This is a genomic window from Blautia sp. MSJ-9, assembly GCF_018919065.1.
Taxonomy (GTDB): domain Bacteria; phylum Bacillota; class Clostridia; order Lachnospirales; family Lachnospiraceae; genus Blautia_A.
Genome location: NZ_JAHLQG010000027.1, coordinates 1 through 26,729, shown reverse-complemented (window position 1 = coordinate 26,729; position 26,729 = coordinate 1). Strand labels below are relative to the sequence as shown.

Genomic DNA, 26,729 nt, shown 5'->3' with positions numbered 1-26,729 from the left:
TACTGGGCGTAATATCTTAAGGCGGTGTATCTGAAAACACACTCGGATAATTTGAGCTGATGCAGAACAGGTTCAGACAAATGTTTCTGAATTTAATCCTGCAAGAGCGAACCTTATTCGTTCCGGGATTCAGGTGACAATCGAGTATTATGTAAAAGACGGAGTAAATATAGCCACAAAATTAACTTCAGATGGGGATGAAAAAGAACCTTACGGAAATTAGGTAAGAATAAAAATAAAGATTCGAGGTCAGATGATGCATGTTTATTCCTTTTTTATATTTTCTGCATCAGTTTAATGTAAAATAATAACGGGTAAAGAAGATATAAGATGTTCTGGTACATACAATTAAGAAGAAAGGAAGCTTGTGCTGTGCATAGTCAAAATGATGAACCGCTTGAGATGATCAGGCGGTTTTGGAATATCTGGATTTTTTATGAATATTTTATTTTGAATTATAAGTATAATGTGTTACAATAAATATAACCATTAAGACTACCAGGCAGGTCAGAATTTGACCTGCCTGTAAATAAATACGGAAATAAATCGGGGTCAAAAGAATCGTTAATAATTGTAACAAAATAAAATTACCAGTGTAGCAAAAATAAAATTACAGGGGAAATGCGGATGAATGAGATGACAGATGCATATGTAAAACTGGATAAGGTTTCCAAGATATATGGAACAAAGGAAGTAAAGATCGTTGCAGTGGATGAGATCAGCTTTGAGATTGCCAAGGGAGAGTTCGTAGTGATCGTTGGTCCCAGCGGTGCGGGCAAGACGACAGTGCTGAACATTCTTGGGGGTATGGATCAGGCTACCAGCGGAGAGGTTCTGGTGGATGGAAGGAATATTGCCAGATATAACAGCAGGCAGCTTACCGGTTATCGGAGAAATGATATTGGATTTGTATTCCAGTTCTATAATCTGGTGCCTAATCTTACAGCGCTGGAGAACGTAGAACTGGCATTGCAGATCTGTAAAAATCCGCTGGATGCCAGGGAGGTTCTGGAGGAAGTGGGACTGAAGGACAGACTGACCAATTTCCCGGCACAGCTTTCCGGTGGTGAGCAGCAGAGAGTTTCCATTGCCAGGGCACTGGCGAAGAATCCCAAGCTCTTACTGTGTGATGAGCCCACAGGTGCACTGGACTACCAGACTGGTAAGGCAATCTTAAAGCTTTTGCAGGATATGTGCAGGGAGCGTGGAATGACAGTGATTGTCATTACCCATAACTCGGCGCTGACACCTATGGCAGACCGTGTGATCAAGATCAAGAACGGCAAGGTTTCCAGGATGACAATGAATGACCATCCTACACCCATAGAGGAGATAGAATGGTAGGTGATGAATATGAAAGCAATGCATAAAGATTTCTGGATGGAGATACGCAAAAGTAAGGCCAGGTTTATTTCCATATTTATGATCGTTGCTCTGGGAGTTGCATTCTTTTCCGGAATACAGGCGTCGTCACCGGATATGCGCTTCTCAGGTGATGCCTATTATGATGAAACCAATCTTATGGATATCAAAGTAGTGGGAACTCTGGGACTGACGGAGGATGATGTAGCTGCCATTAAGCAGGTGGATGGAGTAGAGAATGCAGAGGGCGCCTATGGTACAGATGTAATGTGTGGAGAAGGCGAGAAGCAGAAGGTACTTCATGTGGAAGCTGTGGATCAAACCATGAACCGGATCTCAGTGACAGAGGGAAAAGCTCCGGAAAAAAGCGGAGAGATTTTCCTTGATTGTATTTTTGCTGAGAGCAATGGATATAAGGTGGGTGATCAGATTACCCTGAAAGAGGGCGGAGACAGCGAACTGCTGAAAAAGACAGATTACACAGTTGTGGGTTTAGGTGAGAGTCCGCTTTACATATCCTATAACCGGGGAAACTCTACTCTTGGTTCCGGTGAGGTTAATGGATTTGCTTATGTGCTCCCTGAGGATTTTGACCAGGAGGTTTATACACAGATCTATGTGCAGGCTCATGGGGCACAGGATCTGATCAGCTATACAGATGCTTATGATTCCCTGATAGAGCGAGTGCAGGAGCGAGTGGAGGGGATTGAGGCAGAACGGTGTCAGGTCAGATATGATGAGATTGTAGAGGAAGCCAATGACAAGCTTGCAGATGCCAGACAGGAACTTGAAGACGGAAAGAAGGAAGCTAATGAGAAGCTTGCGGATGCCAGACAGGAACTGGAGGACGGCAAAAAGAAGTTAAAAGATGGCAAGAAGGAATATAAGGATGGCAAGAAAAAGCTTGCAGATGCAAAAAAGGAACTGGAGGACGGAAAAGCCCGGCTTGCAGATGCAAAGAAGGAGTTAGAGGATGGCAGATCCCAGCTTGCCAGTGCGAAAGAGCAGCTTGCCAGTGGCAGAGCACAGATCGCATCTGCAAAGGAACAGCTGAATGCAGGATGGGCGGAGGCTTCAGAGAACCAGGCAAAGCTTGATGATGGAAAAGCACAGCTTGAGGATGGCAAGAATCAGTTAAGCGCCGGTGAGAAGCAGATTGCGGATGCAAAGACGCAGCTTACCCAGAGCCAGCAGGAACTTGACAATGGAAAGGCGCAGATTCAGTCAGGCAGAGAGCAGATTGCAGCAACCAGACAGGACTTAAATGCCAAAAAGGAAAGCTGCAATCAGGGACTTGCCCAGATTGAGCAGCAGGAGGCCCAGCTTTCCGAAGGAGAGGCTCAATTAGAGAGTGCCAGAAGTCAGCTTGCAGCATTGCAGGCACAGTATGAGCAGGCACAAGCTTCAGGCACATATTCTGAGGAAGACCTGGCGGCTCTGGCAGCACAGGTTTCTGCTTATCAGGAGCAGGTGGACAGTCAGGCTGCCCAGCTGGAAGCATCCAGAAACCAGATCGCAGCAGCGAGAAGTGAACTGGAGAGTGGGTTAAGCCAGGTGGAGAGCGGACTTGCCCAACTTGATACAAAGGAAGCGGAATTAAACCAACAGGAGGCTGCGCTTCCCGATGCTCAGGCAAAGATTGATGCAGGATGGAAAGAAGTAAAGGCTCAGGAGAAGAAGCTGGAGCCTGCTAGAAAAGAGATTCAGGAAAAAGAAGCCCAGCTTGAGTCAGCACAGGAACAGATCGATGCTGCAAGAGCAAAATTAAATTCCAGTCAGGCTCAGTTAGAGGAGAAGGAGGCAGAACTTGCTTCAGGAGAAGCACAGATCCGGGAGAATGAAGGGAAGCTTGCTTCCGGTGAGAAAGAGATTGCCGACAATGAGCAGAAGCTGAGGGATGGCGAGAAGGAAATCTCAGAGAACGAGCAGAAGCTGAAGGGTTCCAGAAAGGACATCAAAAAAGCGGAGAAGGATCTGGAAGAAGGTAAAAAAGAATACGAAGACGGTAAGAAGGATGCAGAGAAAGAAATCGCAGACGGTGAGAAGAAGATTCAGGATGCTCAGGATGAAATCGATGATATCAGTATGCCGGAATGGATGGTAACGGACCGCAATGATCTGCCGGAATATTCAGATTATGGGGATAATGCAGACAGAATGAGAAGTATCGGACAGGTTTTCCCTGTTATCTTTTTCCTGGTGGCTGCACTGGTAAGTCTGACTACCATGACACGAATGGTGGAGGAACAGAGAACCCAGATCGGTACAATGAAGGCTCTGGGATACGGCAAGTATGCGATTGCATCCAAATATCTACTGTATGCCTTTCTTGCCACTGTGGGAGGCAGTATTCTGGGAATTCTGATCGGAGAGAAGATCCTGCCGTTGGTTATTATTAACGGGTATGGCATTATGTACAAGGGCATGATGAACAATATCCAGATCCGTTATGAGTTTAAATTTGCAATGATAGCAGCAGGTGCGGCAACTGTGTGTACTGTCGGAGCCACCATTTTCTCCTGTTACAGGGCACTGGCGGAAACTCCGGCATCACTGATGCGTCCTCCTGCTCCCAAAGAGGGTAAGAGAATCCTGCTGGAACGGATCCCGCTTTTCTGGAAGCACTTGAATTTTACATGGAAATCTACTCTGAGAAACCTTTTCCGATATAAAAAACGTTTCTTTATGACGATTTTCGGTATTTCGGGAAGTATGGCGCTGATGCTGGTAGGTTTTGGACTCAGGGATTCTATTATGGATATTGCCAGACGGCAGTATCAGGAGCTTCAGCATTATACAGGAACGATCATTGATGATGAGGAGGCAACGGATAAGGAGAGACAGGAGCTGGATGAGTTTTTGAAAAATAACAGTCAGATTGAGAGATATACTCATGTCCAGTTTACCAAGATGAGTGTTCCCAGAAATAAATCCAATATTAGCGTATATGTTTATGTGCCTGAGAATCTTGAGACCTTTAATAAGGATGTAACGCTTCAGGACAGAAAGACAAAAGAGAAGTATAAGCTGACGGATGCAGGTACAGTGATCAGTGAGAAGACGGCAACCCTGACAGGACTGAAGGTCGGGGATACCATGACCATCACAAAGGATGGAAAAAATTATGAGACAAAGATCGCAGCAGTGACAGAGAATTACATGGGACATTATATTTATATGACAGGAAATGTCTATGAACAGACCTTCGGGGAGAAGCCGAACTATTCTGCAACTGTATTCACGGTAAAAGAGGAATATAAAGAATCAGAATCTGAGGTGGGAAATGAGATCCTGAAGTATCCGGCTGCGTTAAGTATCAGCTATACCAGCAGTCTGGAGGCCCAGCTTCATAGAATGCTGGGAGCATTGGATACGGTGATCATAGTGCTGATCATTTCTGCGGGAATGCTTGCTTTCGTAGTCCTGTATAATCTGAACAATGTCAATATTACGGAACGCCAGAGAGAACTGGCAACCCTGAAGGTACTGGGATTCTATGATAACGAAGTTTCTGCCTATGTATACAGGGAGAATGTTATCCTTACCCTCATCGGCGTGCTGACAGGGGCTGTATTCGGAATCTTTTTGCACAGATATATTATCCGTACTGTGGAAGTGGATGCGGTCATGTTCGGAAGAAATATTAATCCTGTCAGTTTCCTGTACTGCGGACTGCTGACAATTGGATTCTCCATGATCGTAAATCTGTTTATGCATCAGAAATTAAAGAAGATTGACATGGTAGAATCCCTGAAAAGTGTGGAATAAACGATTTGTCACTTTATTGCAGGAAAGAAGAAATAGAAAAATACAGGATAAAATGTGAAATATATCAGATAAAACACAAAGAAGAATGAAAATACAATAGCGATTTTTGACAAAATAAAAAAGTGGGGTTGACGTATTTTTGTAACTTTGTTATAATGGCTTTATTAATTAAAAACATACGGATTGTTACTGTTAGGCAGGCAAAACCAGAATCTATGGCTGAGAAAATCAGTCTGTAAATTCTGGTTTTTTTATGTTACAGGGAAATTACTTCGTAATGTTCCTGTAAGCAGGATTCTTTCTTGTTACGTTACAGGGAAATTACTCCGCTGTCAGGAAACATATCGTTTGGAAAAGGAAAGACATGGATAATATCATAATTGAAAAAGTGATCAATAACAATATTATCTCGGCATATGAGAAATCCGGTGCAGAAGTAATTGTGATGGGACGGGGAATTGGTTTCAAAAAGAAACAGGGAGAAGTGGTTCCTGCTGATCAGATCAGTAAAATCTTTCGCATTAAAAGCCGGACACTGGCAGAACAGTTCAAGGAACTGCTGGCGAATATGCCGCTGGAACGTGTGAGGATTTCAGATGAGATCATCTCTCATGCAAAGGATCATCTGAAATTAAAACTGAATCAGAGCATTTATGTGACACTGACGGATCATATTAATTTTGCAATTGAAAGAGTGAGTCAGGGAATAGAACCGCAGAATGCATTATTGTGGGAAATCAAGCGCTTTTATCCTCAGGAATTCCAATTAGGAATTTATGCATTGGAGCTGATCCAGGACAGACTTGGTATTCTTTTGCCGGAGGATGAAGCAGGATTCATTGCTCTTCATTTCGTAAATGCAGAATATGGTACAGATATCCGGGATGCAGTGAAGTTTCCGGATCAGATGCAGGCAATCGTGGATATTGTGGAACGTGATCTGGGAATACTGTTGGATGAATCATCTTTACATTATGAGCGCTTTATGACACATATCAAGTTTCTGATACAGCGGATTTACCGGAAGGAGCTGCTTTCCAGCGAGGACAGAGAGCTGTCCCTGTTGATGCAGCGGAAATATCCCAGGGAATATCAATGCAGTGTAAAGGTTGCAGAATATATCATGCAGGCAACCGGCAGCAGATTGTCTGAGGAAGAAATTATGTATCTGTCTGTGCATATCCGCAGAGTTACTACTATAGATTTATAAAATGATAATTATAAATGTAAAAAAGAAGGAGGCTTTTAAGTATGTTTGATTTTTTTAAGAAGAAAAAGGCACCTGAACTGATCATTGGATCTCCGGTGAAGGGGAAAACAGTTCCTCTTTCCAGTGTAAATGACCCGACCTTCAGTGAGGGGATGCTGGGAAAGGGTGCAGCGATCCTTCCGTCAGACGGAAAAATTTATGCGCCTGCAGACGGAACAATTGAAACACTGTTTGATACCCTTCATGCATTCAGTCTTACTACAACTGATGGTGTGGAGATTCTGGTCCATGTGGGTCTGGATACAGTCAAAATGGGCGGTGATGGATTTACAGGCCATGTACATTCCGGTGATGCAGTAAAGAAGGGAGATCTGATTCTGGAGATTGATCTGGAAAAGGTCAAAGCTGCAGGATATGATATCAGTACACTTGTTGTTATCTGTAACACAGATGACTATGGAGATGTCCGGGGGCTGGATAACAAAGAGGTACAGCCCGGTGATGATGTGATTGTGATCACAAAATAATAATCATGTATTTTTTCCGGAGGTGTCCGGATAAAAATAAATAAAAGGGGATTTGAAAGAGTAAATCATTCTATCTAAGGAGGAAAAAGTATGAAGTATTTACAGAAATTAGGAAAAGCCCTGATGTTACCGGTAGCTTGTCTTCCAATCTGCGGTATCCTCATGGGTATTGGTTATTTGCTTTGTCCTGCAAGTATGCAGGGTGGTGATATCACCGGATTTGGTCCGATGGTTGGTATTTTCCTTGTAAAAGCCGGCGGTGCCCTGATCGAGAATATGGCACTGTTATTCGTAATCGGCGTAGGTGTGGGTATGTCAGATGACCACGATGGTACAGGCGGTCTTGCAGCCCTTGCTTCCTGGCTTATGATCACAACACTGTTAAGCACAGGATTTGTTACCACACTGTTCCCGTCTATCGCAGACAATGCAGACAAAACACTGGCATTTAACAAAATCGCCAACCCGTTTATCGGTATCCTTGCAGGTGTGATCGGATCTACATGTTACAACAAATTCAAAAGCACAAAATTACCGGACTGGCTTTCTTTCTTTAGCGGTAAACGTTGTGTAGCGATCATCGCAGGTGTTGTATCTATTCTTGTATCCGTAGTTTTACTGTTTGTATGGCCAATCCTCTTCGGTGTACTGATTTCCATCGGTAACGCAATTTCCGGAATGGGAGCTCTTGGAGCTGGTATCTATGCATTCCTGAACAGACTTTTAATTCCTACAGGTCTGCATCACGCATTAAACAATGTATTCTGGTTCGATACGATCGGACTTGGCGACCTGACTCATTTCTGGGCAGGTGAGACATCTGCAGATGTAAGCTGGAGCCTTGGAATGTATATGTCCGGCTTCTTCCCATGTATGATGTTTGGTATTCCTGGTGCAGCTCTGGCAATGATCCAGTGTGCAAAGGACAATAAGAAAAAAGTTGCCATTGGTCTGGTAGCTTCCGCAGCAATCTGTTCATTTATCTGTGGTGTTACAGAGCCATTCGAATTTGGTTTCATGTTCCTGGCTCCTGGACTCTATGTTATTTATGCATTATTATATGGTATCTTTACCGTTGTCACAGTATTATTAGGATTCCGTGCAGGCTTCTCATTCTCAGCAGGTGCAACAGACCTTCTGTTCTCAGCATCTCTGCCTGCAGCACAGAAAACATGGCTGATCATTCCTCTGGGAATCGCAGCATTCATTGTATTCTATGTGGTATTCAGATTTGCAATTCTTAAATTTGATCTGAAGACTCCTGGAAGAGAAGATGATGATACAGATGAAACAACTGTAAAGCTTGCAAACGATAACTTTACAGAAGTTGCAAAAATTATCTTAGAAGGTGTTGGCGGAAAAGAAAACGTTGCATCTATTGATAACTGCATTACAAGACTTCGTCTGGAAATCAAAGACTATACAGCTGTTGATGAAAAGAAAATCAAATCAGCCGGTGTTGCCGGTGTGATCAGACCTGGTAAAAATTCTGTTCAGGTTGTAATCGGTACGAAAGTTCAGTTCGTAGCAGATGAGTTTAAAAAGCTCTGTAAATAATATAGCAGATAAAAATCCCTTTTTAAAAAAGAACATAGTTAGGATTTCTTTTACAGCGAGTAAACAAAATGTTTGCTCGCTGTTTTTATGAATTCTTGCGGAAAGTATTTTTTAAACACACTCCGGCATAAATTTGTGAAATCCCATGAAACATCCTTGACAAAAAAAGCTTTTTTCATTATAGTAGAATCCAGAAAAAGGCTGTGAAAAAGAGGAGTAGGCGGTAATGCCCCACAGAGAGGGAAGCTTATAAGCTGGAAGGTTTCCCGGGAACAGAAGCGCTGAAGGTAGCTTTGGAGCCGGGAGGCTGAAGTGAGTGGTATGATAATACTGAGATTTATATACGCGCATGGTAGGCTTTCACGTATCCCGCGTTAAGGGAATGAGAGATATAAACTAAGGTGGTACCGCGATCTATGTCGCCCTTTGCACGTATAATGCGTGCAGAGGGCTTTTTTAATCGAACAGGCTTATTTAATAATGATAGAGCCGTGGGCTGCTTTACAGCGGAGTGATCCGCAGATACTTTTATTACAGATATAGAATATCAGGAGGACATTATGAGCAAAGAACTTGCAAAAACTTACGATCCTAAGGGAATCGAAGAGCGTCTTTACACAAAATGGATGGACAATGGATATTTCCATGCAAAAGTAAATCCGGACAAGAAACCGTTTACTATTGTTATGCCGCCGCCAAACGTAACCGGTCAGCTTCACATGGGACATGCGCTGGATGAAACTATGCAGGATATCCTGATCCGTTTCAAGAGAATGCAGGGCTATGAAGCATTATGGCAGCCGGGAACTGACCATGCAGCAATTGCTACAGAGGTTAAGGTTATCGACAAGCTGAAAAAAGAAGGTATCGACAAACACGATATCGGCCGTGAGGAATTCTTAAAACATGCATGGGCATGGAAAGAGGAGTACGGTGGAAAGATCATTAATCAGTTAAAGAAACTGGGGGCTTCCGCAGATTGGGAGAGAGAACGTTTCACAATGGATGAGGGATGTTCCAAAGCAGTACAGGAAGTATTTATCAAATTATACGAAAAAGGCTATATCTACAAAGGTTCCAGAATCATCAACTGGTGTCCTGTATGCCAGACTTCCATCTCTGATGCAGAGGTTGAGCATGAGGATCAGGACGGATTTTTCTGGCACATTAATTACCCGATCGTAGGGGAAGAGGGACGTTTCGTAGAGATTGCAACTACACGTCCGGAAACCCTGCTGGGTGATACTGCTGTTGCCGTAAATCCGGAAGATGAGCGCTACAAAGATCTCATCGGCAAGATGCTGAAGCTTCCTCTCACAGACAGAGAGATTCCGGTGATCGCCGATGAATATGTAGACAAAGAATTCGGAACAGGATGTGTAAAGATCACACCTGCTCATGACCCTAACGACTTTGAGGTTGGACGCCGTCACAATCTGGAAGAGATCAACATTATGAATGACGATGCGACCATCAACGAGCTTGGCGGAAAATACGCAGGTATGGACCGTTACGAAGCACGTAAGGCAATGGTCGCTGATCTGGATGCACTTGGACTTCTGGTAAAAGTAGTTCCGCACAATCACAGTGTTGGAACACATGACCGCTGCGGTACAACGGTAGAGCCAATGATCAAACCACAGTGGTTTGTAAAGATGGACGAGATGGCAAAGGCTGCGATCAAAGCTCTGGATGACGGAGATCTGAAATTCGTTCCGTCCCGTTTTGACAAGACATATCTTCACTGGCTTGAGAATATCCGCGACTGGTGTATTTCCAGACAGTTATGGTGGGGACACAGAATCCCGGCTTATTACTGTGATGAGTGCGGTGAAGTAGTTGTTGCAAGAGAAATGCCTGAGAAATGCCCGAAATGCGGATGCACACATCTTCATCAGGATGAGGATACACTGGATACCTGGTTCAGTTCTGCATTATGGCCATTCTCCACACTTGGCTGGCCGGAGAAAACACCGGAACTGGAATATTTCTATCCGACAGATGTACTTGTTACAGGATATGACATTATCTTCTTCTGGGTTATCCGTATGGTATTCTCTGCTCTGGAGCAGACTGATCAGGTTCCGTTCCATCATGTACTGATCCATGGTCTGGTACGTGACTCCCAGGGACGTAAGATGAGTAAGTCTCTTGGAAACGGTATCGATCCTCTGGAAGTTATTGATAAATACGGCGCAGATGCTCTTCGTCTTACTCTGATGACAGGTAATGCACCTGGAAATGATATGCGTTTCTACTGGGAAAAGGTAGAAGCAAGCCGTAACTTCGCAAACAAGATCTGGAATGCTTCCCGTTTCATCATGATGAACCTGGAAGGCAAGACAGTGACAGAGCCGGAGAACTTAAATGATCTCTGTGCAGAGGATAAATGGATTCTGTCTCACTTAAATACAGTGATCCGCGAAGCTACAGAGAACATGGAAAAATATGAACTTGGTATTGCAGTACAGAAAGTTTATGACTTCCTGTGGGATGAACTCTGCGACTGGTATATTGAGATGGCTAAGGTTCGTCTGTGGAAGGCAGAGGAAGATCCGAAGGCTGCAAACGATGCACTCTGGACATTAAGAACTGCACTGACAGAAGGTCTGAAGCTTCTTCATCCATATATGCCATTTATTACAGAGGAAATCTACTGTACACTTCTTCCGGAAGAAGAGTCCATTATGATCTCCGACTGGCCTGTATACAGAGAAGAGAGAAACTTCCCGGATGCTGAGAAAGCAATCGAGGGCTTCAAAGAGGTTGTAAGAGGTATCCGTAATACCAGAACAGAAATGAATGTTCCGAACAACCGCAAGACAAGTCTGCATATCGTAGCAAAAGATGCTGACACAGCTGCTATGTATGAAAGCAGTAAGAAATCCTTTGTAAATCTTGCATTTGCAAAAGAGATCCTGGTACAGACAGACAAGAACGGAATCAGCGATGATGCAGTTTCTGTAGTTGTTTCCAATGCAGTTGTATACATGCCGTTAGAAGACCTGATTGACAAAGATAAAGAAATCGAACGTCTTACAAAAGAAACAGAACGTCTCACAAAAGAGATCGCAAGATGCGAAGGTATGCTGAATAATCCGAACTTCGTAAACAAGGCACCTGCTGCCAAGGTGGATGCGGAGAAAGACAAGCTTGCAAAATACAAAGAAATGATGGATAAGGTTAAAGGACAGTTAGAGCAGCTTAAGAAATAAGGGAGTGTTTAGATGAAATTGTACAAGATTTGTAACAAAATCTCCCTTTTACTCCATGTACTTGCCAGCGCAGCGGGATATTTTGTTATGGAGGCAATCTGCCGTCACTCGTTTATAGAAGCATGGAATTATATGACACAGAAACCATTGGTTTTTGCATATAATACAGCATTCATTTTTACCTCGTCACTGATTGTTTATCTGTTTCACAGGAGAGTATTCTGGAGAGTACTGGTTACGCTGTTCTGGCTGATACTGGCCATTATTAACGGTGTTCTCCTGCTGAACCGTGTTACACCTTTTACCGGACCGGATCTGCATCTGATCACAGATGCAATGAAGATTGCCAACAAATACCTGCCTGCTGCAGGTGTTGTGGCAGTCTGCATCCTGTTTGGAATTTTGGTTATTTTACTTCTGATCCTTTTGATCAAGGGACCGAAGTATAAGAATAAGATTAAGTATCGTTATAATATTCCTCTGATCCTGCTGGCAGTTGCTCTTTTTGCAGGAAGCACACAGCTGGCACTGGAGAAGAGGGTACTTTCCAATTACTTTGGAAATATTGCTTTTGCATATGAGGATTATGGTTATCCTTATTGTCTCGCAACTACAATTTTTAACACAGGTATCAGCTGTCCGAGGGATTACTCTGAGAAGGAAATCCAGAGGATTGAGAAGACGGAAAAGAATCTCCCGGAGACACAGGAAGAAAAGCGCCCGAATATTCTGTTTTTACAGTTGGAATCATTTTTTGATCCTACATTGGTAAATTATCTGAATATTTCTGAAGACCCGATTCCGACATTCCGTAAGCTGATGAAAGAATATTCTTCCGGATATTATAAAGTTCCGTCTGTCGGTGCGGGAACTGCAAATACGGAGTTTGAATCTATCACCGGAATGAGCATGCACTATTTTGGACCGGGTGAATATCCGTATAAGAGTATCCTGAAAGAAACTACCTGTGAGAGTGCTCCTTATGTACTGAAGAATCTGGGTTATACCACTCATGCAGTTCATAACAATGAGGCGAATTTCTATGGAAGAAGATCGATTTTCCCGAACCTCGGATTTGACACCTTTACTTCAGAAGAGTATATGGCAAGAGAAGATGAGAAAAATCCAAATGGCTGGGTGAAGGATGAAGTTCTGACAGATGAAATTCTGAAGTGTCTGGATTCTACAGAAGGACCGGACTATGTGTATACGATTTCCGTGCAGGGACATGGAGCATATCCGGATGAGCAGATTCTGGAGGATCCGGAGATCACGGTTTCCGGTGCACCTACAGAGGAAGAGAATAACAAGTGGGAATACTATGTAAATGAGATCCATGAGATGGATAATTTCGTCAAAGAGCTGACAGACAAGCTGGCAGATTATCCTGAGGATGTGGTTCTGGTTATGTATGGTGATCATCTGCCGACTATGGGACTGACCGTTGAGGATCTGGATAACAAATATCTGTTCCAGACAGAGTATGTGATGTGGGATAATTTTGGACTTCAGAAGAAGGATGAGAATCTTGCAGCATATCAGATGGCAGCAGAGGTTATGGATCGTGTAGGTATTCATGAGGGAACGATTTTCCGTTATCATCAGGCAAGAAGAAACACCAAGAATTATCAGGTGGATCTGGAAACTTTACAGTATGACCTGCTTTACGGAGAGCGTTATTCTTATGGCGGCGAAAGCCCTTATCTGCGTACCAGAATGCGGATGGGAATCTATGATGTGACTCTGGATTCTATTCAGTGCATCTCAGAGGCGGATCATACATACTACATTAAGGGAACGGAATTTACGCCGTCCAGTGAAGTGAAGCTGAATGGAGAATGGTATGATACGGTTTATATCAATCCGACCACACTGATGATCACAGGTACGGAACTGAATGATTTCGACAGGCTGGCGGTAATTCAGAGAAGTAACAGTTCGACCAGGAAACCGTTGAGCAAGAGTTATGACCGTTCCTGTTATGCACTTTATTCAAGTAATAAATGGAAATTAAGTGAAAGTACGGATGCGGAATAAATATTCGTCTCCAGATTTTGTCGGATAAAATATTACGATTGGTACTGGACATCTTCCACCACTATTATATAATGTTAGAGTAACTAGAAAAGTTGCGGGGGTTACCCCGATATCTACGGATTGCTCCGTTGTTAAAACAGTTTTGCAATCTTGGATATCTCAAATACATTATAGATAAGTGGTGGAATTTTTTATGAATTACGAAGAAGCAGTTGCTTATATTGATGAAACTCCGAAATTTACAAAGAAGAACAGTTTGGATCACACAAAGGAATGCTTAAGGAGACTTGGCAATCCTCAGGATAAATTTAAGGTGATCCATGTAGCAGGTACGAATGGAAAAGGCAGCACATGTGCATTCCTGACTTCCATTCTGCGTGAAGCAGGATATTCCTGCGGACTGTTTACTTCTCCTCATCTGGTTGAGATCAATGAGAGATTTCAGATCAATGAGGTAAATATTGACAATGATACATTCCTGAAAGCTTTCGAGAAAGTAAAAGCACTTTCTGATGAACTGGTTGCAGAGGGAAGTTATCATCCGACTTACTTTGAAATGCTGTTCCTGATGGGAATGGTGATCTTTGCAGAGGCAGGTGTGGATTATGTGACTCTGGAAACAGGACTGGGCGGCAGAATGGATGCGACTACAGCAGTAGAGAATCCGGTGGCATGTGTCATTACTTCTATCAGTCTGGATCATATGCAGTATCTGGGTGATACTGTGGCGAAGATCGCAGGAGAGAAAGCGGGAATTATCGTACCTGGCGTGCCGGTGATCTATGATGGAAATGATCCGGATGCGGCAGCCGTGATTAGCGCAAAGGCAAAAGAACTGGGAAGTCCGGCTTATGAAGTAAAGAGAGAAGATACGGAAATTATCAGAAATACTTCTGCAGGCATTGATTTTTCATTCCATAATGATTATTATGGGGATACAGTTTTTTCTATTCCGTTTATTGCAAAATATCAGGTGATGAACAGTGCACTTGCATTAAAGACCATCGAGATTCTGCAGAATGTAATCCCGGTATCTATGGATAAGATCCATGAGGGAATTGAGAGAACACGCTGGCAGGGAAGAATGGAGACTGTACTTCCTGGCGTGATCGTGGATGGTGCGCATAATGAGGATGGGGTAGAGAAGTTTGTGGAGACAGCAGAGCATTTCCAGAAAGAATGTCCGCTGACTCTGCTTTTCTCAGCAGTGGATGACAAAGATTTTACAGATATGATACATACGATCTGCAGCAGGATCACATTCCGCCATGTGGTTGTAACTTCAGTAGGCGGATATCGTGAAGTTCCTGCGGAGAGATTTGCGAAGCTTTTTACAGAAGCAGGTGCAAAATCTGTGGAAGCAGTTGAGGATATTGAACAGGCATTTGCCAGAGCTCTGGAAGCAAAGGGGGATGACGGTATGCTCTTCTGTGTGGGTTCACTGTATCTTGTTGGTGAGATTAAAGATGTGATCAGGAGAAATAAGAAATGATAGATTACGAAGAAGAATTGAAGAAATTTGAGCCATGTCTGGATGTAGCAGATGCGGAAGGGGCGATTTATGAGAGAGAACTGACAGATATCCTGGATGTTCTCCAGGAAGTTCTCCGTGAGGCAAAGAGCGGCAGACGGGTGAAATAAGGAGAAACACATGAATTGTATGAATTGTGGTGCGTTCCTGGTGGACAAGGATCTGGACTACTGCCCGAAATGTGGATGTAATGTGCTGATACAGAAGAAAGTGGATTATCTTTCCAGACAGTATTACAACCAGGGGCTGGAGAAAGCCAGTGTCCGTGACCTGTCAGGTGCGATCAATTGTCTGAAACAGAGTCTTATGTATAATAAGCATAATATTCAGGCAAGAAATCTTCTGGGTCTGGTGTATTTTGAAACCGGTGAGGTTGTGGCGGCGCTCAGTGAATGGGTGATCAGCAAGAATCTGCAGCCGTCCAGAAACCTGGCGTCGGAATATATCAATAAACTTCAGGCAAATTCCAATAAACTTGAGGCAATTAACGAGACGATCAGAAAGTATAATGATGCGCTGAATCTCTGCAGAGAGGGTCATGAAGATATGGCAGCGATCAGACTGAAGAAGATTCTGACTCAGAATCCGAAGCTGATCAAGGGCTACCATTTACTTGCTCTGGTTCAGATGAAAGAGGGAGAGTACAATAAGGCTCGAAGAACTCTTCGAAGAGCAGCAAAGATTGATAAGACCAATACAACAACTTTGCGCTTTTTAAGTGAGATTGATGAGCAGACCGGAGTATCGACTCGTCTGGACCGTCAGAAAAAGAGTCGCTTTGGAAATAAAAATTCCGAGGAAAAGGATATTGGAAGTATCAGCAAAGACATGGTGATCCCGACGGCTCCATATAAGGAGAAGTCAAGGGTTTCATTGTTCTTTACACTGGTTGCCGGATTTGCTGCAGGCTTACTGGCGTTTTATCTGCTGGCTGTTCCTGCGATACGACAGGGAATTTACAGAGAAGCAAATCAACAGATTGTGAAGTACAGTGATGCAGTATCCAGCCAGGGCGCAGAGCTGACAAAAGCACAGAGTCAGGCGCAGGAATCCGGAGATACGGTTGAGGCTGCTTCCAAACAGATCGAAGAAGAGAAGAAGAAAAGCAGCAGCTACGAGGCACTTTTGGAAGCATATGCGGCATTTCAGCAGCAGAATATGGATGAAGCTGCACTTAAGATTCAGAATGTGTATGCGGATTTACTGTCTGCAGACCTTAAAGGAATTTATAATACGATCTGTAACAGCACAGGAACAACGGGAATTGAGGGAACAACAGACAGCACATCGTCAGATGCGTCATCTGATGGAACGGATAGTACAGGTGGCACGGATAACGGAGACAATGCAGATGTTGCAGGCGATGTGTATTCAGATTCCGGAGATGACGGAAGTTATGATGACAGTTCTTATGATACCTCAGGTTATGACGATAGTTCCTATGATAATGGATCTTATGACAATGGGGATTATGATGGTGGTTATAGCGATGATAATTCCTATGATGATTCAGAGTACTAGAGAGTGTTTGAAAAAGCATTCCCGCAGTCTGCACGCCTCACTTTGCGGTATATTTTGTACGAATTCGGTTGTCGTAGCCCGCTACGACGCCCTCATCCGAACAAAATCTCCTACAAATTGTGACGCACATCTTGCAGAAAGCCTTTTTCAAACATGCTCTAGTGGACAGATTAAGACTGGGATGTTTGTTTCATGAAAAGAGAATATTAATAATGAAGATACAAAAGAGATGCATGAAATTCATGTGTCTCTTTTTTCTTACAAAAAATCAGTGAAAAGGAGGAGTTTTATGGAGAACAGATTTGAAATACAGGGAAATTGTCTGATCATTCACCTTCCAAAGGAAGTAGATCATATGGTGACAGACGAAATACGGAGAGATTCTGATGAGATTATCCGAAAGAAATATATTCGGACAATTACGTTTGATTTTTCGGGGACTGCGTTTATGGACAGTTCGGGAATTGGACTGATCATGGGACGATATCGGGCAATGGGAATGCGCGGCGACTGTATACAGGCAACAGGAGTAAGTTCATACATAGAGAAACTGCTACATTTGTCCGGAGTATACAAATTTGTTGAGATATGTGGGAAAGTTTGAGGAAGGGGGAGGGAATATGAAGCAAAACACCAATGAAATGAAGCTGGTATTTGACAGCCGCCCTGAGAATGAAGGGCTTGCGAGGGTTACAGTTGCAGCTTTTTGTACGCAGATGAATCCTACACTGGAAGAAGTGGCAGATTTAAAAACAGCGGTATCTGAGGCGGTAACAAACTGTATTATCCATGCTTATGAGGGAACCGTACAAAAAATAGAGGTTTGTTGCAGAATGCAGGAAGAAACACTCTGGGTGGATGTAATTGATCAGGGAGTTGGAATCAGTGATATCCCGAAAGCTATGGAACCTCTTTTTACAACCAAGCCGGAGAAAGACCGCTCAGGAATGGGATTTACGTTTATGGAAGCATTTATGGATGAAGTGACCGTAGAGTCACAGGTCGGAAAAGGAACCATAGTTCATATGAAGAAAACAATCAGGAGGTAGGAATGGATCATACTCTTGCTCTGATCATAAAATCGCAACAGGGAGATAAAGAGGCAAGAGATACAATATTTGAGGAAAATGCAGGGCTTGTGTATAGTGTGGCAAAGAGATTTCTGGGACGTGGAGTAGAGATGGAGGATCTGGTGCAGATCGGGAGTATTGGACTACTTAAGGCAATAGATCATTTTGACAGATCTTATGATGTGAGATTTTCAACCTATGCAGTTCCTATGATCCTAGGAGAGATAAGGCGTTATCTGAGGGATGACGGAATACTGAAAGTAAGCAGAAGTCTGAAGGAAAACTGTGTCAGGATTTATTCGGCAAGGGAGAAGCTGGAGAAAGAACTGGGACGTGAGCCTGTGCTGGAAGAAATTGCGGCAGCTGCGGAGCTTTCTGTGGAGGAAGCACTGATATCGCTGGAATCCGGAGCTGAAGTAGAGTCATTACATAAGATTATCTATCAGGGCGACGGAAATGATATTTCATTGATGGACAGGCTTCAGGAAAAAGAAAATGGACAGGATCTGGCATTGAACCGGATTTTTCTGGATGAGATTTTACAGAAACTGAAGGTAAAGGAACGACAACTAATTTACATGAGATATTTCAAAGATATGACGCAGACGGAGATAGCAGCAGAACTGGGAATTTCACAGGTCCAAGTTTCCAGAATGGAAAAAAGAATTCTGAAACAACTAAAAGAACAGTTATAGTGAACGACGAGAACATAACAGAGCGGGGGAGATATAAAAAGAGTGTGCAGACAGGATGATCTGCACACTCTGTGATCTATGGATCAGCTTTATAAGGCTTTCTGTGATCTGAAAATAACATTCTTGTATTTCAGAAGCGCGGTCTGAAGAATCAGTCCGACAATTGCACAGGAAACTACTTCACCGATACCTACAGTCAGCATCATAAGTGGGATTGGAAGATTAACTCCGTATCCAAAGCGAAGTACAAACGGCACGATTATGGCATTTGCTGCGATTGGCGGAATTGGTGCAAGGAAGCGATTACTGTTGCGAAGCTTGTAAGTGAATACTGCTCCGATCAGAGTTGCAATGCTTCCGAAAATGATATCTACCGGAATCGCACCTCCAAGAAGATTGGCAATGATACATCCGATAAACAGTCCGGGAATTGCTGCCGGGGTAAAGAATGGCAGAATAGTCAGAGCCTCAGAAAAGCGGATCTGAACTTCGCCAAAACTTAGTGGTGCAAGCAATAAAGTCAGAACTACATAAATTGCTCCGATCGCTGCTGCTTCTGTCAGAAACTGGGTACCTTTGTTTTTCATATTCAATAATCTCCTTTAGTATTTTTTTTACGAGTGGAAGGTCTCGAACACTCGGTTACCAGATTTAAAAGGACCTTATTGGCTGATGCGGTATGTTCATCAGAAAATCCGGCATCTGACAGTGTATCACTTTTGTTTCATGCGGTCAATATCTTCGATGATAGTTGTGTTAACATCGTCTTCGTACAATCGCATCTGTATCTGCATAGGCGTCGGATCTGTAGTGATCTTCATATGACCGAAATGGTTAAAGAAGAACAGGACACCAAGACCGATGCCAATGGAATAGGTGATCTCCAGAACAGTAAAGTTATTAGAGGGTTGTCCGGTGACCTGAGTATAGATGCCTGAGAACAGGCTGCCCAGATCTACATCGTTGTTAAAAGTCATGATCGAGAATCCTGCACCGAAAAAGGTTGCCAGTCCGACGAAGATGATTTTGCACCACTGCCAGATAAGTCTGGGGCCGGGTTCGTTTTTGTATGTGATGATAAAATTAGATTCTCCGATAGGATTGATTTCGAGGTCGGGTTCTCTTTTCTGGATTTCTGTGATCAGATCCATAACGGACATTACATAGCGGCCTGGTTTATCAGGAGAAAGATTTGCAACAGGCATTACCCGAAGACGGTTCAGGACTTTGCTGTTGCTGCAGGAGAGGCTGGCAATATCCTGAAGATAGATATGAGGATGTTCTACCTGAATATTCTGATCTAACTGTAAATAAAGAGTGTCACTCATTTTGAATCATCCTTTCATTTTCGGCTTGAAAACCAGACTTGCAAGATAGGAGAAGATAAGCGCTGCGGAAACACCTACTGCGCATGCAGTGAAACCGCCCATGAAGAGTCCGATCAGACCGTTTTCGTCGATGGCTTCTTTTATTCCTTTCCATAATACATTACCAAATCCCAGAAGAGGAACAGATGCACCTGCTCCTGCAAAATCTGCAAATGGCTGATAAATACCGATGGCGCTGAGGACAGAGCCGGCGCAGACCAGAAGAACCATGATCCGGCCGGGCATGAGCTTTGTCCTGTCAAGTAGGATCTGGACCAGGGCACAGATGAGCCCGCCAGTCCAGAATGCGTTAAAATAATCCATGAATACTACCTCCTGGTATCAATTTATAAATTATATTTTAATCAAATCAAGTAAGTCCTCTGCTGCAATTGTGAGAAGCAATAAGCAGTTGTTAGGTTATGAACAGGCCGCAAAGAGGATGATTTTATCCGTTTGATTCGAGTGAAGTAAGCAATGGCTGCGGAGTGAAACTATATACATGATTCAGGGAATATTTGGAAGCTGATACTGTTCAATAATAACCGCATGTGCAATGCCGGGGATAGAATCGCCTTCATTAAAGCTGACCTTGGATAACAGTGCACCTGTAGGTACAAACAGAATCCGTTTCCATGTTCCGTTTATAATATTCGGCAGGATATGGCCTGCCAGAACAGTTGCGGCACATCCACACCCGCTTCCGCCGGAATGGGTATCCTGAGTCTGCGGATCATAGATCAGCATTCCACAGTCCTGATGTCTGGAAGAAATATCGAAGCCTTTTTCTGACAGGAGATCAAAGAGAATCTTCTGTCCTACCATTCCCAGATCCCCAGTGAAGATGGCATCATAATCTTCAGGTTTACGATTGAAATCTTTAAAATTCTGTGCAATGGTATCGCAGGCAGCAGGTGCCATACAGCCACCCATATTAAAAGAATCTTTGAAGCCGAAATCAATAAGCCTGCCTGTGGTAAGGCCGGTTATGACGGCGCAGGTATTGTTGTCTCTGAGAGTGCCGGGATATCTGACAGAGTTTCCGGCAGAAGTTGTATCGGAAGCTGATCCGGATATTTTGGCAGAGTCGCGTGTCGGCGGATTGCATCCGAGTACACAGGCTCCGGCGCCAGTGACTGTCCAGGTAGCAGATAAGGGTCTTTGATTCCCGTATCCCAGGGGAAAACGGAATTCCTTTTCTGCGCTGGCAAAGTGACTGGAGGTTGCACATAAGATATGACTGCCATACCCTCCGGCAATACACATGGAACCCAGAGAAAGAGATTCGCCCATAGTAGAGCATGCACCGAACAGTCCGTAAAATGGAATCCCCAGTCCGGCTGTTCCAAAAGATGAGGCAACGGTCTGTGCCAGCAGATCGCCTGCAAACAGAAGACGGATATCTCTGTTTTGAAGACCTGCTTTCTGAACTGCCAGTGTAGCAGCCTGCTTCTGCATCGTACTCTCAGCTGCTTCCCATGTGTCTGCTCCGAACATGGGATCTTCATTTATAATATCAAAGCATGTTCCAAGCGGTCCCTCACTTTCTTTCTGGCCGGCAACACAGGCACAGCTCTGGATAAAAACAGGATTTCGAAAAGCGATGCTTGAGGCACCGCATGTCATTTGTCTGTTCATAAAAGGCCTCCTGCAAATTTGAAAATATAGTAGATAACACCGAGAATCCAGGAACACAGGATCCCGTAAAGGATCACAGGTCCTGCAATGGTAAAAATCTTACAGCCGATGCCGAATACCTGTCCCTCTGCTTTGTATTCAATAGCAGATGCTGCGACGGAATTGGCGAATCCGGTAATCGGAACAAGTCCTCCGGCTCCTCCGAATTTCCCGATTTTGGAATAGAGATTACAGCCGGTGAGGATGACACTGATAAGTATCAGGATAAGAGAACACCAGGAACCGGAAGTCTCTTTGTCAAGCCCGAGCTTTCCGGCATAATTTAGGATAAACTGCCCCAGAACACAGATGATCCCGCCTGTGAAAAATGCTTTACACATGTTAAGGCCAAGGCTGTGGACGGGAGTGATCTTTTTTACATAGTCTTCGTATTGCTTTTGTTTCTGCTGAGATGAATGATTGTCTGACATAAGAATGTTCCTTTCTTTTAGGCTGGCAGATATGATTATCCGATTTGCTGTCTGATCATATTAAGAATATTTGCCTGACGATAAATTCAACTGGAAATTATGGAATCCATCCATTATAATAGTAAATCAGCGAGCCGATAGTCTTTCCGAATGCAACGCACAGGATTGTAAAGGAAAGTCCGCGCTGGAAACGGATCCTGCGTGCAAAGATGGGAAAGATGTCTGCCATTTCTGCAAGTGCCATGATCCATCCTCCGAGAAAGATTCCGGAAAAGAGTCCATACAGGATCAGAAACGGAGTACCGAGAGGGATTTTCCAGTGAAAAAGGTAGAACAGATTTCCAAGTTCTGTCCCGAGCAGAGTGATATCTTCATACAGCATCATATGGTCAGCAGTATGAGTAATGCCTGCATATCTGGGAACAATAGAAAGACCGATCAGAAGACCGACCAGTCCTCCTGCAATGATAAAACCGGAACAAAGTCCGAGAAATCCGAGAAAAATCTGCTGTAGCATAGCTGCCTCCTGAGTTGTTCTGACTAAAAGATTGTGATATGTATTATGGCGGAATTATAAAATAATATGCGTCAATTCTAAAGAATCTATGAAGAACTGTACTTTTGAGCACAGAGATAGTATAATGTCCTATACAGATAATGATTCGTAGGAGGTTTTTTGTATGCCGGATGCTTTTTCCAGAATGGAGATGCTTCTTGGAGATACAGGTGCTGATAAGCTGAGCCGGGCAAGGATCGCTGTTTTTGGACTTGGCGGGACCGGCTCTTTTACTGCAGAGGCTCTGGCCAGATGCGGGGTTGCGAGTCTTGCGCTTGTAGATAATGGAACGGTGTCTGTTACGGACATCAACAGACAGCTGTATGCACTGCGGTCCACTGTTGGCAGAAGCAATGTTCAGATTGCCAAGATGAGGATCAGAGATATTGATGAAGGTATTTTGGTACACACATATGAGACGTTTTATAATGCCGAGACTGCAGGGATGTTTGATCTGAAAAATTATGATTATATAATAGATACAATGAATACTGTAGAGTCTAAGGTTCTGCTGATCGAGAATGCGAAGGCCTGTGGGGTGCCTGTCATATCCTGCATGGATCTGGAGGATAAGCTGGATCCGTCAAGGCTGGAGATTATGGATATTTCCAGAAGCAAAATGTGTCCAATGGCAAAACGGATAAGAGCGGAGCTGCGCAGAAAAGGGATCCGCAGAGTGAAAGTGCTGTGTTCTAGGGAGAGAACTGCGGATGTACAGACGCATGGAAGTATTTCTTTTGTACCGGGAACAGCGGGGATGCTGCTTGCAGGTATGGTAGTCAGGGAACTGCTGGGAAAATCAGGAAGCATATCCCGGATAAAATACAGGAAGATAAGATGATGTAGACAATACAGGAACTTAAAAGAGCAGAAAGCTGCTGTTTTCAGGATATTTTAGCTGTGAATGATAATAAAAGAATATAAAACAGAACAGGAAATAAGATAGAAAGATAGAGGAATAAAATCTGTGAATCAGAATGTAATAGAGAAATTTAATAATCTGCTGGGAGAAGAGAAGGTTAAAGCAGATGAACCAATGAAGCGCCATACAACATTTCGCATCGGCGGTCCGGCAGATTACTTTTTAATGCCATCTTCTCCGAAAGAGGTGAAAGGGATCATTGAGATATGTAAAGAAGAATCACTGCCGTATTTTATCCTTGGCAATGGAAGCAATCTTCTGGTCAGTGATGAGGGATACAGAGGTGTGATCATACAGCTTTACAGAAATTACGGCGATATTTCTGTTGAGGGAAATGTGATCCGTGCAAATGCGGGTGCTTTGCTTTCCCAGATAGCATCAGCGGCTAAGAATGCATCACTTACAGGTTTTGAGTTTGCAGGCGGTATTCCAGGTACACTTGGCGGTGCGGTCGTGATGAATGCAGGTGCATATGGCGGAGAGATGAAAGATGTGCTGAAAGAAGTTACGGTTATGACTGGTAACGGAGAGATTCTTACTCTTCCGGCAGAGAAGCTTGAGATGGGATACCGCACAAGTGTTGTAAAAACAAACGGTTATCTGGTGCTGGGAGCAGTAATCGAGCTTGAAAAGGGTGACCAGGAAGCAATAAAGACCAGAATGAAAGAACTGACTGAGCAGAGAGTCGGCAAACAGCCTCTGGAATTTCCGAGCGCAGGAAGTACATTTAAGCGTCCGGAGGGGTATTTTGCAGGCAAGCTGATCATGGATGCAGGTCTGAGGGGATATCAGACGGGCGGTGCACAGGTGGCTGAGAAACACTGTGGATTTGTGATCAATAAAGACAATGCAACTGCAGCAGATGTGTGCAGACTTATGAAAGATGTACAGGATAAGGTAAAAGAACAGTTTGGTGTAACTCTTGAACCAGAAGTGAAGTTTCTGGGAAATTTCGGAGATGCATTTGGACTGAATATAAAGTGACAGGAGATAAGAGATGCGTTTTGTAATAGTTACAGGAGTATCAGGGGCAGGAAAAACAGCAGCTTTGAAGATGCTGGAAGATGCAAATTATTTTTGCGTAGATAATCTTCCGATTCCACTGCTGGAGAAATTCGCGTCACTGATGCCGGAGATACATGGAGAGGATGTGCAGAATGTGGCACTGGGGATCGATGCGAGAAGCGGTCGCTCCCTGGATGAACTGGAAATTGTTCTGGACAGAATGAAAACCGCAGGATATGATTTTGAGATTCTGTTTCTGGATGCAGAGGACAGTGTGCTTGTCAAGCGATATAAGGAAACACGAAGAAGTCATCCTCTTGCCATGGGTGGAAGAGTAGATGACGGCATTCGTCTCGAGAGAGAGAAGATGCGCTTCCTGAAGAATCGTGCAGATTATATCATCGATACCAGCCATCTGCTGACAAGAGAACTGAAGCAGGAGATTGAAAGGATCTTTGTAGACAATCAAGAGTTCTGTAATATGATGATCTCTGTATTGTCATTTGGTTTTAAATATGGAATACCGGCAGATGCAGATCTCGTGTTTGATGTGCGTTTCCTGCCGAACCCATATTATGTGGATGAACTCAGACCGCTGACCGGTTTGGATGACCGTGTTTTTAATTATGTAATGGACTGCGATACAGCGGTGGCATTTGCGGATAAGCTGGAAGATATGATCACTTTCCTTATTCCAAATTACGTAAAAGAGGGAAAGACAAATCTGGTGATCGCAATCGGGTGTACAGGCGGCAAACATCGTTCTGTTACACTGGCACGGGAACTGTATTCCAGACTTTCAAAGAATACGAAATATGGATTCAGGCTGGAACACAGAGATGCGGAGAAGGACCGCCTGCTAAAAAAACAGGAAGGATGATACAGGAGAGATGTCTTTTTCGGGGATGGTGAAAGAAGAACTTTCCAGACAGATTGGAAATGCCAGGCACTGCAGGATCGCAGAACTGGCAGCTATCATAGGTTCCTGCGGGAGAATGGGGTATTTTCCACAGGGAGATATACTGAAGATCCAGACGGAAAATGAAGTAGTTGCAAGAAAGTGCTTTACATTATTGCAAAAAACATTTAATATAGAGACAGAAATATCTGTACGTGAGAACAGTCAACTGAAACGGGTAAAGGTATATGTAATTGAAATATCTGAGCCTAAAGAGATCCAGGTAATCCTTCAGGCTTTGAAACTGACCACGGACAGTGTTGACCACGGTACGCTTATAGTGGCAGATATGCTGGTGGCACAGCAGAATTGCTGTAAACGGGCGTTTATCAGGGGCGCTTTCTTAGCGTCGGGTTCAATCAGTGATCCTGAGAAAGGATATCACTTTGAGATTGTTTGTCCTGATGTAAGGAGAGCGGAGCAGTTACAGACGATCATCCGCAGTTTTTCGGTAGATGCTAAGATCGTGCAGCGAAAGAAATCACATGTGGTCTATGTGAAAGAGGGTGCACAGATTGTTGATATGCTTGCTGTTATGGAAGCCAATGTAGCATTGATGGACCTGGAGAACATCCGCATACTGAAAGAAATGAGGAATTCCGTAAACAGAAAAGTTAACTGTGAAACTGCGAATATTAATAAAACAGTAAATGCAGCTGTCAAGCAGATGGAGGATATTAAGCTGATTCAGCAGAAACTGGGATTTGAACAGCTTAATGAAGGACTTGCACAGATTGCAGAACTCCGGATGCAATATCCGGAAGCTACATTAAAAGAATTAGGAATGATGTTGAGCCCGCAGGTGGGCAAATCGGGAGTCAATCACCGTTTGAGAAAACTGAGTGCAATGGCTGACGAACTGCGGGAGAAACAAGGAGGAGAATTATTATGATCAAAAAACCAGTCACCATTAATTTATCCACAGGTCTGGAGGCACGTCCTGTAGCACAGCTGGTACAGGTTGCAAGCCAGTTTAACAGTGAGATTTATGTAGAGATTGGAAAGAAGCGCGTAAATGCCAAGAGTATTATGGGCATGATGACTCTTGGACTTGATGCAGGAGAAGAGATTACATTATCTGCAAATGGTGATGACGAAGAAGCTGCAATGACAAGTATTGAGCAGTATTTAAGCAATCAGTAATCAGAATTCAGATTTCTTGGAATATAAGACACATCCGAAAGGGAAGACCGCTTTTCGGGTTACTGTTCAGAGGTATGCATAGGCCATTGTAAAAAATGACGAAATTTATATTTTTATTTCTGTGGAAATATTTCCAGGTCAGCAAAGTTATGTGGATAGCTTTGCTGACTCTTTCTT

Annotated in this window: 25 protein-coding genes and 1 other annotated feature; of the genes, 19 read left to right on the top strand and 6 right to left on the bottom strand. The window is 43.6% G+C overall.

The genetic code is table 11. The annotated features are described in order from the left end of the window. The first annotated feature begins 627 nt into the window (after positions 1–627). From KQI87_RS07115 to KQI87_RS07055, 14 genes are all read left to right on the top strand, one after another. Positions 628–1,344 (top strand): ABC transporter ATP-binding protein, encoded by a 717-nt coding sequence (locus KQI87_RS07115; RefSeq protein ID WP_330575125.1) that lies wholly within the window; start codon positions 628–630, stop codon positions 1,342–1,344. 3 nt (positions 1,345–1,347) lie between these two features. Beyond that, positions 1,348–5,130: an FtsX-like permease family protein gene (locus KQI87_RS07110; RefSeq protein WP_216459601.1), complete on the top strand. Its 3,783-nt coding sequence runs from the start codon at positions 1,348–1,350 to the stop codon at positions 5,128–5,130. A gap of 373 nt (positions 5,131–5,503) precedes the next feature. Then, positions 5,504–6,340 carry a BglG family transcription antiterminator LicT gene (gene licT, locus KQI87_RS07105; RefSeq protein ID WP_216459600.1) on the top strand — a complete coding sequence of 279 codons (837 nt, stop codon included), beginning with the start codon at positions 5,504–5,506 and terminating at the stop codon, positions 6,338–6,340. A 41-nt stretch (positions 6,341–6,381) separates the two neighbouring features. Next, complete coding sequence (locus KQI87_RS07100; protein WP_216459568.1) at positions 6,382–6,867, top strand: PTS sugar transporter subunit IIA; 486 nt, start codon at positions 6,382–6,384, stop codon at positions 6,865–6,867. A gap of 90 nt (positions 6,868–6,957) precedes the next feature. Continuing rightward, positions 6,958–8,424, top strand: a complete 1,467-nt coding sequence (locus KQI87_RS07095; protein WP_216459567.1) for a PTS transporter subunit EIIC — start codon at positions 6,958–6,960, stop codon at positions 8,422–8,424. A gap of 194 nt (positions 8,425–8,618) precedes the next feature. Next, positions 8,619–8,854: a binding site (T-box leader), on the top strand. A 130-nt stretch (positions 8,855–8,984) separates the two neighbouring features. Next, positions 8,985–11,639: a valine--tRNA ligase gene (locus KQI87_RS07090; protein ID WP_216459566.1), complete on the top strand. Its 2,655-nt coding sequence runs from the start codon at positions 8,985–8,987 to the stop codon at positions 11,637–11,639. A 12-nt stretch (positions 11,640–11,651) separates the two neighbouring features. Continuing rightward, the gene (locus tag KQI87_RS07085; protein ID WP_216459565.1) at positions 11,652–13,676 is read left to right on the top strand and encodes an LTA synthase family protein; all 2,025 of its coding nucleotides are present in this window, start codon (positions 11,652–11,654) and stop codon (positions 13,674–13,676) included. Positions 13,677–13,869: 193 nt separating this feature from the next. Further along, entirely contained in the window at positions 13,870–15,168 is a 1,299-nt protein-coding gene (locus KQI87_RS07080) for a bifunctional folylpolyglutamate synthase/dihydrofolate synthase (RefSeq protein ID WP_216459564.1), read from the top strand. Continuing rightward, positions 15,165–15,317 carry a hypothetical protein gene (locus KQI87_RS07075; protein ID WP_216459563.1) on the top strand — a complete coding sequence of 51 codons (153 nt, stop codon included), beginning with the start codon at positions 15,165–15,167 and terminating at the stop codon, positions 15,315–15,317. Before KQI87_RS07080 ends, KQI87_RS07075 begins: the two co-directional genes overlap by 4 nt. 10 nt (positions 15,318–15,327) lie before the next feature. Continuing rightward, positions 15,328–16,728, top strand: a complete 1,401-nt coding sequence (locus KQI87_RS07070) for a tetratricopeptide repeat protein (RefSeq protein WP_216459562.1) — start codon at positions 15,328–15,330, stop codon at positions 16,726–16,728. Next, a complete protein-coding gene (locus KQI87_RS17205) occupies positions 16,619–16,924 on the top strand; it encodes a DUF6783 domain-containing protein (RefSeq protein ID WP_334300727.1) in 306 nt (101 codons plus the stop codon). Before KQI87_RS07070 ends, KQI87_RS17205 begins: the two co-directional genes overlap by 110 nt. 93 nt (positions 16,925–17,017) lie before the next feature. Next, positions 17,018–17,332, top strand: a complete 315-nt coding sequence (locus KQI87_RS07065; RefSeq protein ID WP_216459561.1) for an anti-sigma factor antagonist — start codon at positions 17,018–17,020, stop codon at positions 17,330–17,332. Between the two features lie 16 nt (positions 17,333–17,348). Next, positions 17,349–17,777, top strand: a complete 429-nt coding sequence (spoIIAB, locus tag KQI87_RS07060; RefSeq protein ID WP_216459560.1) for an anti-sigma F factor — start codon at positions 17,349–17,351, stop codon at positions 17,775–17,777. A gap of 2 nt (positions 17,778–17,779) precedes the next feature. Then, positions 17,780–18,493, top strand: a complete 714-nt coding sequence (locus tag KQI87_RS07055) for a SigF/SigG family RNA polymerase sporulation sigma factor (RefSeq protein WP_216459559.1) — start codon at positions 17,780–17,782, stop codon at positions 18,491–18,493. Positions 18,494–18,582: 89 nt separating this feature from the next. On the opposite strand, the gene KQI87_RS07050 is transcribed toward KQI87_RS07055, so the two are convergent. From KQI87_RS07050 to KQI87_RS07025, 6 genes are all read right to left on the bottom strand, one after another. Beyond that, positions 18,583–19,080 (bottom strand): QueT transporter family protein, encoded by a 498-nt coding sequence (locus tag KQI87_RS07050; protein WP_216459558.1) that lies wholly within the window; start codon positions 19,078–19,080, stop codon positions 18,583–18,585. Between the two features lie 126 nt (positions 19,081–19,206). After that, on the bottom strand, positions 19,207–19,821 hold the full coding sequence (locus KQI87_RS07045; protein WP_216459557.1) for a stage V sporulation protein AA: 615 nt from the start codon (positions 19,819–19,821) through the stop codon (positions 19,207–19,209). Between the two features lie 6 nt (positions 19,822–19,827). Then, complete coding sequence (locus tag KQI87_RS07040; protein WP_216459556.1) at positions 19,828–20,184, bottom strand: SpoVA/SpoVAEb family sporulation membrane protein; 357 nt, start codon at positions 20,182–20,184, stop codon at positions 19,828–19,830. Positions 20,185–20,367: 183 nt separating this feature from the next. Further along, complete coding sequence (locus KQI87_RS07035) at positions 20,368–21,498, bottom strand: stage V sporulation protein AD (RefSeq protein WP_216459555.1); 1,131 nt, start codon at positions 21,496–21,498, stop codon at positions 20,368–20,370. Further along, positions 21,495–21,968, bottom strand: coding sequence for a SpoVA/SpoVAEb family sporulation membrane protein (locus KQI87_RS07030; protein ID WP_216459554.1), 474 nt, complete (start codon positions 21,966–21,968; stop codon positions 21,495–21,497). The genes KQI87_RS07035 and KQI87_RS07030 overlap by 4 nt, the downstream gene beginning before the upstream one ends. A 97-nt stretch (positions 21,969–22,065) precedes the next feature. After that, on the bottom strand, positions 22,066–22,485 hold the full coding sequence (locus KQI87_RS07025) for a stage V sporulation protein AB (protein ID WP_216459553.1): 420 nt from the start codon (positions 22,483–22,485) through the stop codon (positions 22,066–22,068). Between the two features lie 163 nt (positions 22,486–22,648). Here KQI87_RS07025 and KQI87_RS07020 point away from each other — a divergent pair, with 163 nt between their 5' ends. The 5 genes from KQI87_RS07020 to KQI87_RS07000 all read left to right on the top strand — a co-directional run bounded on the left by KQI87_RS07020 (position 22,649) and on the right by KQI87_RS07000 (position 26,552). After that, positions 22,649–23,365: a tRNA threonylcarbamoyladenosine dehydratase gene (locus KQI87_RS07020; RefSeq protein ID WP_216459552.1), complete on the top strand. Its 717-nt coding sequence runs from the start codon at positions 22,649–22,651 to the stop codon at positions 23,363–23,365. Positions 23,366–23,491: 126 nt separating this feature from the next. Further along, positions 23,492–24,430, top strand: a complete 939-nt coding sequence (murB, locus tag KQI87_RS07015; protein ID WP_216459551.1) for a UDP-N-acetylmuramate dehydrogenase — start codon at positions 23,492–23,494, stop codon at positions 24,428–24,430. Positions 24,431–24,443: 13 nt separating this feature from the next. Beyond that, on the top strand, positions 24,444–25,331 hold the full coding sequence (gene rapZ, locus KQI87_RS07010; protein ID WP_216459550.1) for an RNase adapter RapZ: 888 nt from the start codon (positions 24,444–24,446) through the stop codon (positions 25,329–25,331). Positions 25,332–25,341: 10 nt separating this feature from the next. After that, positions 25,342–26,301 carry a DNA-binding protein WhiA gene (gene whiA / locus KQI87_RS07005; protein ID WP_216459549.1) on the top strand — a complete coding sequence of 320 codons (960 nt, stop codon included), beginning with the start codon at positions 25,342–25,344 and terminating at the stop codon, positions 26,299–26,301. Beyond that, complete coding sequence (locus KQI87_RS07000) at positions 26,298–26,552, top strand: HPr family phosphocarrier protein (RefSeq protein WP_216459548.1); 255 nt, start codon at positions 26,298–26,300, stop codon at positions 26,550–26,552. The genes whiA and KQI87_RS07000 overlap by 4 nt, the downstream gene beginning before the upstream one ends. The last annotated feature ends 177 nt before the right edge of the window (positions 26,553–26,729 follow it).

Excerpts from the sequence above, each read along its gene's own strand:
- KQI87_RS07110 (WP_216459601.1), top strand. The coding sequence starts at position 1,348 with ATGAATATGAAAGCAATGCATAAAGATTTCTGGATGGAGATACGCAAA.
- KQI87_RS07050 (WP_216459558.1), bottom strand. The coding sequence starts at position 19,080 with ATGAAAAACAAAGGTACCCAGTTTCTGACAGAAGCAGCAGCGATCGGA.
- KQI87_RS07030 (WP_216459554.1), bottom strand. The coding sequence starts at position 21,968 with ATGTCAGACAATCATTCATCTCAGCAGAAACAAAAGCAATACGAAGAC.
- spoIIAB (WP_216459560.1), top strand. The coding sequence starts at position 17,349 with ATGAAGCAAAACACCAATGAAATGAAGCTGGTATTTGACAGCCGCCCT.
- KQI87_RS07080 (WP_216459564.1), top strand. The coding sequence starts at position 13,870 with ATGAATTACGAAGAAGCAGTTGCTTATATTGATGAAACTCCGAAATTT.
- KQI87_RS07020 (WP_216459552.1), top strand. The coding sequence starts at position 22,649 with ATGCCGGATGCTTTTTCCAGAATGGAGATGCTTCTTGGAGATACAGGT.
- KQI87_RS07035 (WP_216459555.1), bottom strand. The coding sequence starts at position 21,498 with ATGAACAGACAAATGACATGCGGTGCCTCAAGCATCGCTTTTCGAAAT.
- KQI87_RS07000 (WP_216459548.1), top strand. The coding sequence starts at position 26,298 with ATGATCAAAAAACCAGTCACCATTAATTTATCCACAGGTCTGGAGGCA.
- KQI87_RS07070 (WP_216459562.1), top strand. The coding sequence starts at position 15,328 with ATGAATTGTATGAATTGTGGTGCGTTCCTGGTGGACAAGGATCTGGAC.
- KQI87_RS07055 (WP_216459559.1), top strand. The coding sequence starts at position 17,780 with ATGGATCATACTCTTGCTCTGATCATAAAATCGCAACAGGGAGATAAA.
- KQI87_RS07100 (WP_216459568.1), top strand. The coding sequence starts at position 6,382 with ATGTTTGATTTTTTTAAGAAGAAAAAGGCACCTGAACTGATCATTGGA.
- KQI87_RS07045 (WP_216459557.1), bottom strand. The coding sequence starts at position 19,821 with ATGAGTGACACTCTTTATTTACAGTTAGATCAGAATATTCAGGTAGAA.
- KQI87_RS07040 (WP_216459556.1), bottom strand. The coding sequence starts at position 20,184 with ATGGATTATTTTAACGCATTCTGGACTGGCGGGCTCATCTGTGCCCTG.
- KQI87_RS07025 (WP_216459553.1), bottom strand. The coding sequence starts at position 22,485 with ATGCTACAGCAGATTTTTCTCGGATTTCTCGGACTTTGTTCCGGTTTT.
- KQI87_RS07075 (WP_216459563.1), top strand. The coding sequence starts at position 15,165 with ATGATAGATTACGAAGAAGAATTGAAGAAATTTGAGCCATGTCTGGAT.
- KQI87_RS07085 (WP_216459565.1), top strand. The coding sequence starts at position 11,652 with ATGAAATTGTACAAGATTTGTAACAAAATCTCCCTTTTACTCCATGTA.
- KQI87_RS07095 (WP_216459567.1), top strand. The coding sequence starts at position 6,958 with ATGAAGTATTTACAGAAATTAGGAAAAGCCCTGATGTTACCGGTAGCT.
- KQI87_RS07090 (WP_216459566.1), top strand. The coding sequence starts at position 8,985 with ATGAGCAAAGAACTTGCAAAAACTTACGATCCTAAGGGAATCGAAGAG.
- KQI87_RS17205 (WP_334300727.1), top strand. The coding sequence starts at position 16,619 with ATGATACCTCAGGTTATGACGATAGTTCCTATGATAATGGATCTTATG.
- KQI87_RS07065 (WP_216459561.1), top strand. The coding sequence starts at position 17,018 with ATGGAGAACAGATTTGAAATACAGGGAAATTGTCTGATCATTCACCTT.
- KQI87_RS07115 (WP_330575125.1), top strand. The coding sequence starts at position 628 with ATGAATGAGATGACAGATGCATATGTAAAACTGGATAAGGTTTCCAAG.
- rapZ (WP_216459550.1), top strand. The coding sequence starts at position 24,444 with ATGCGTTTTGTAATAGTTACAGGAGTATCAGGGGCAGGAAAAACAGCA.
- whiA (WP_216459549.1), top strand. The coding sequence starts at position 25,342 with ATGTCTTTTTCGGGGATGGTGAAAGAAGAACTTTCCAGACAGATTGGA.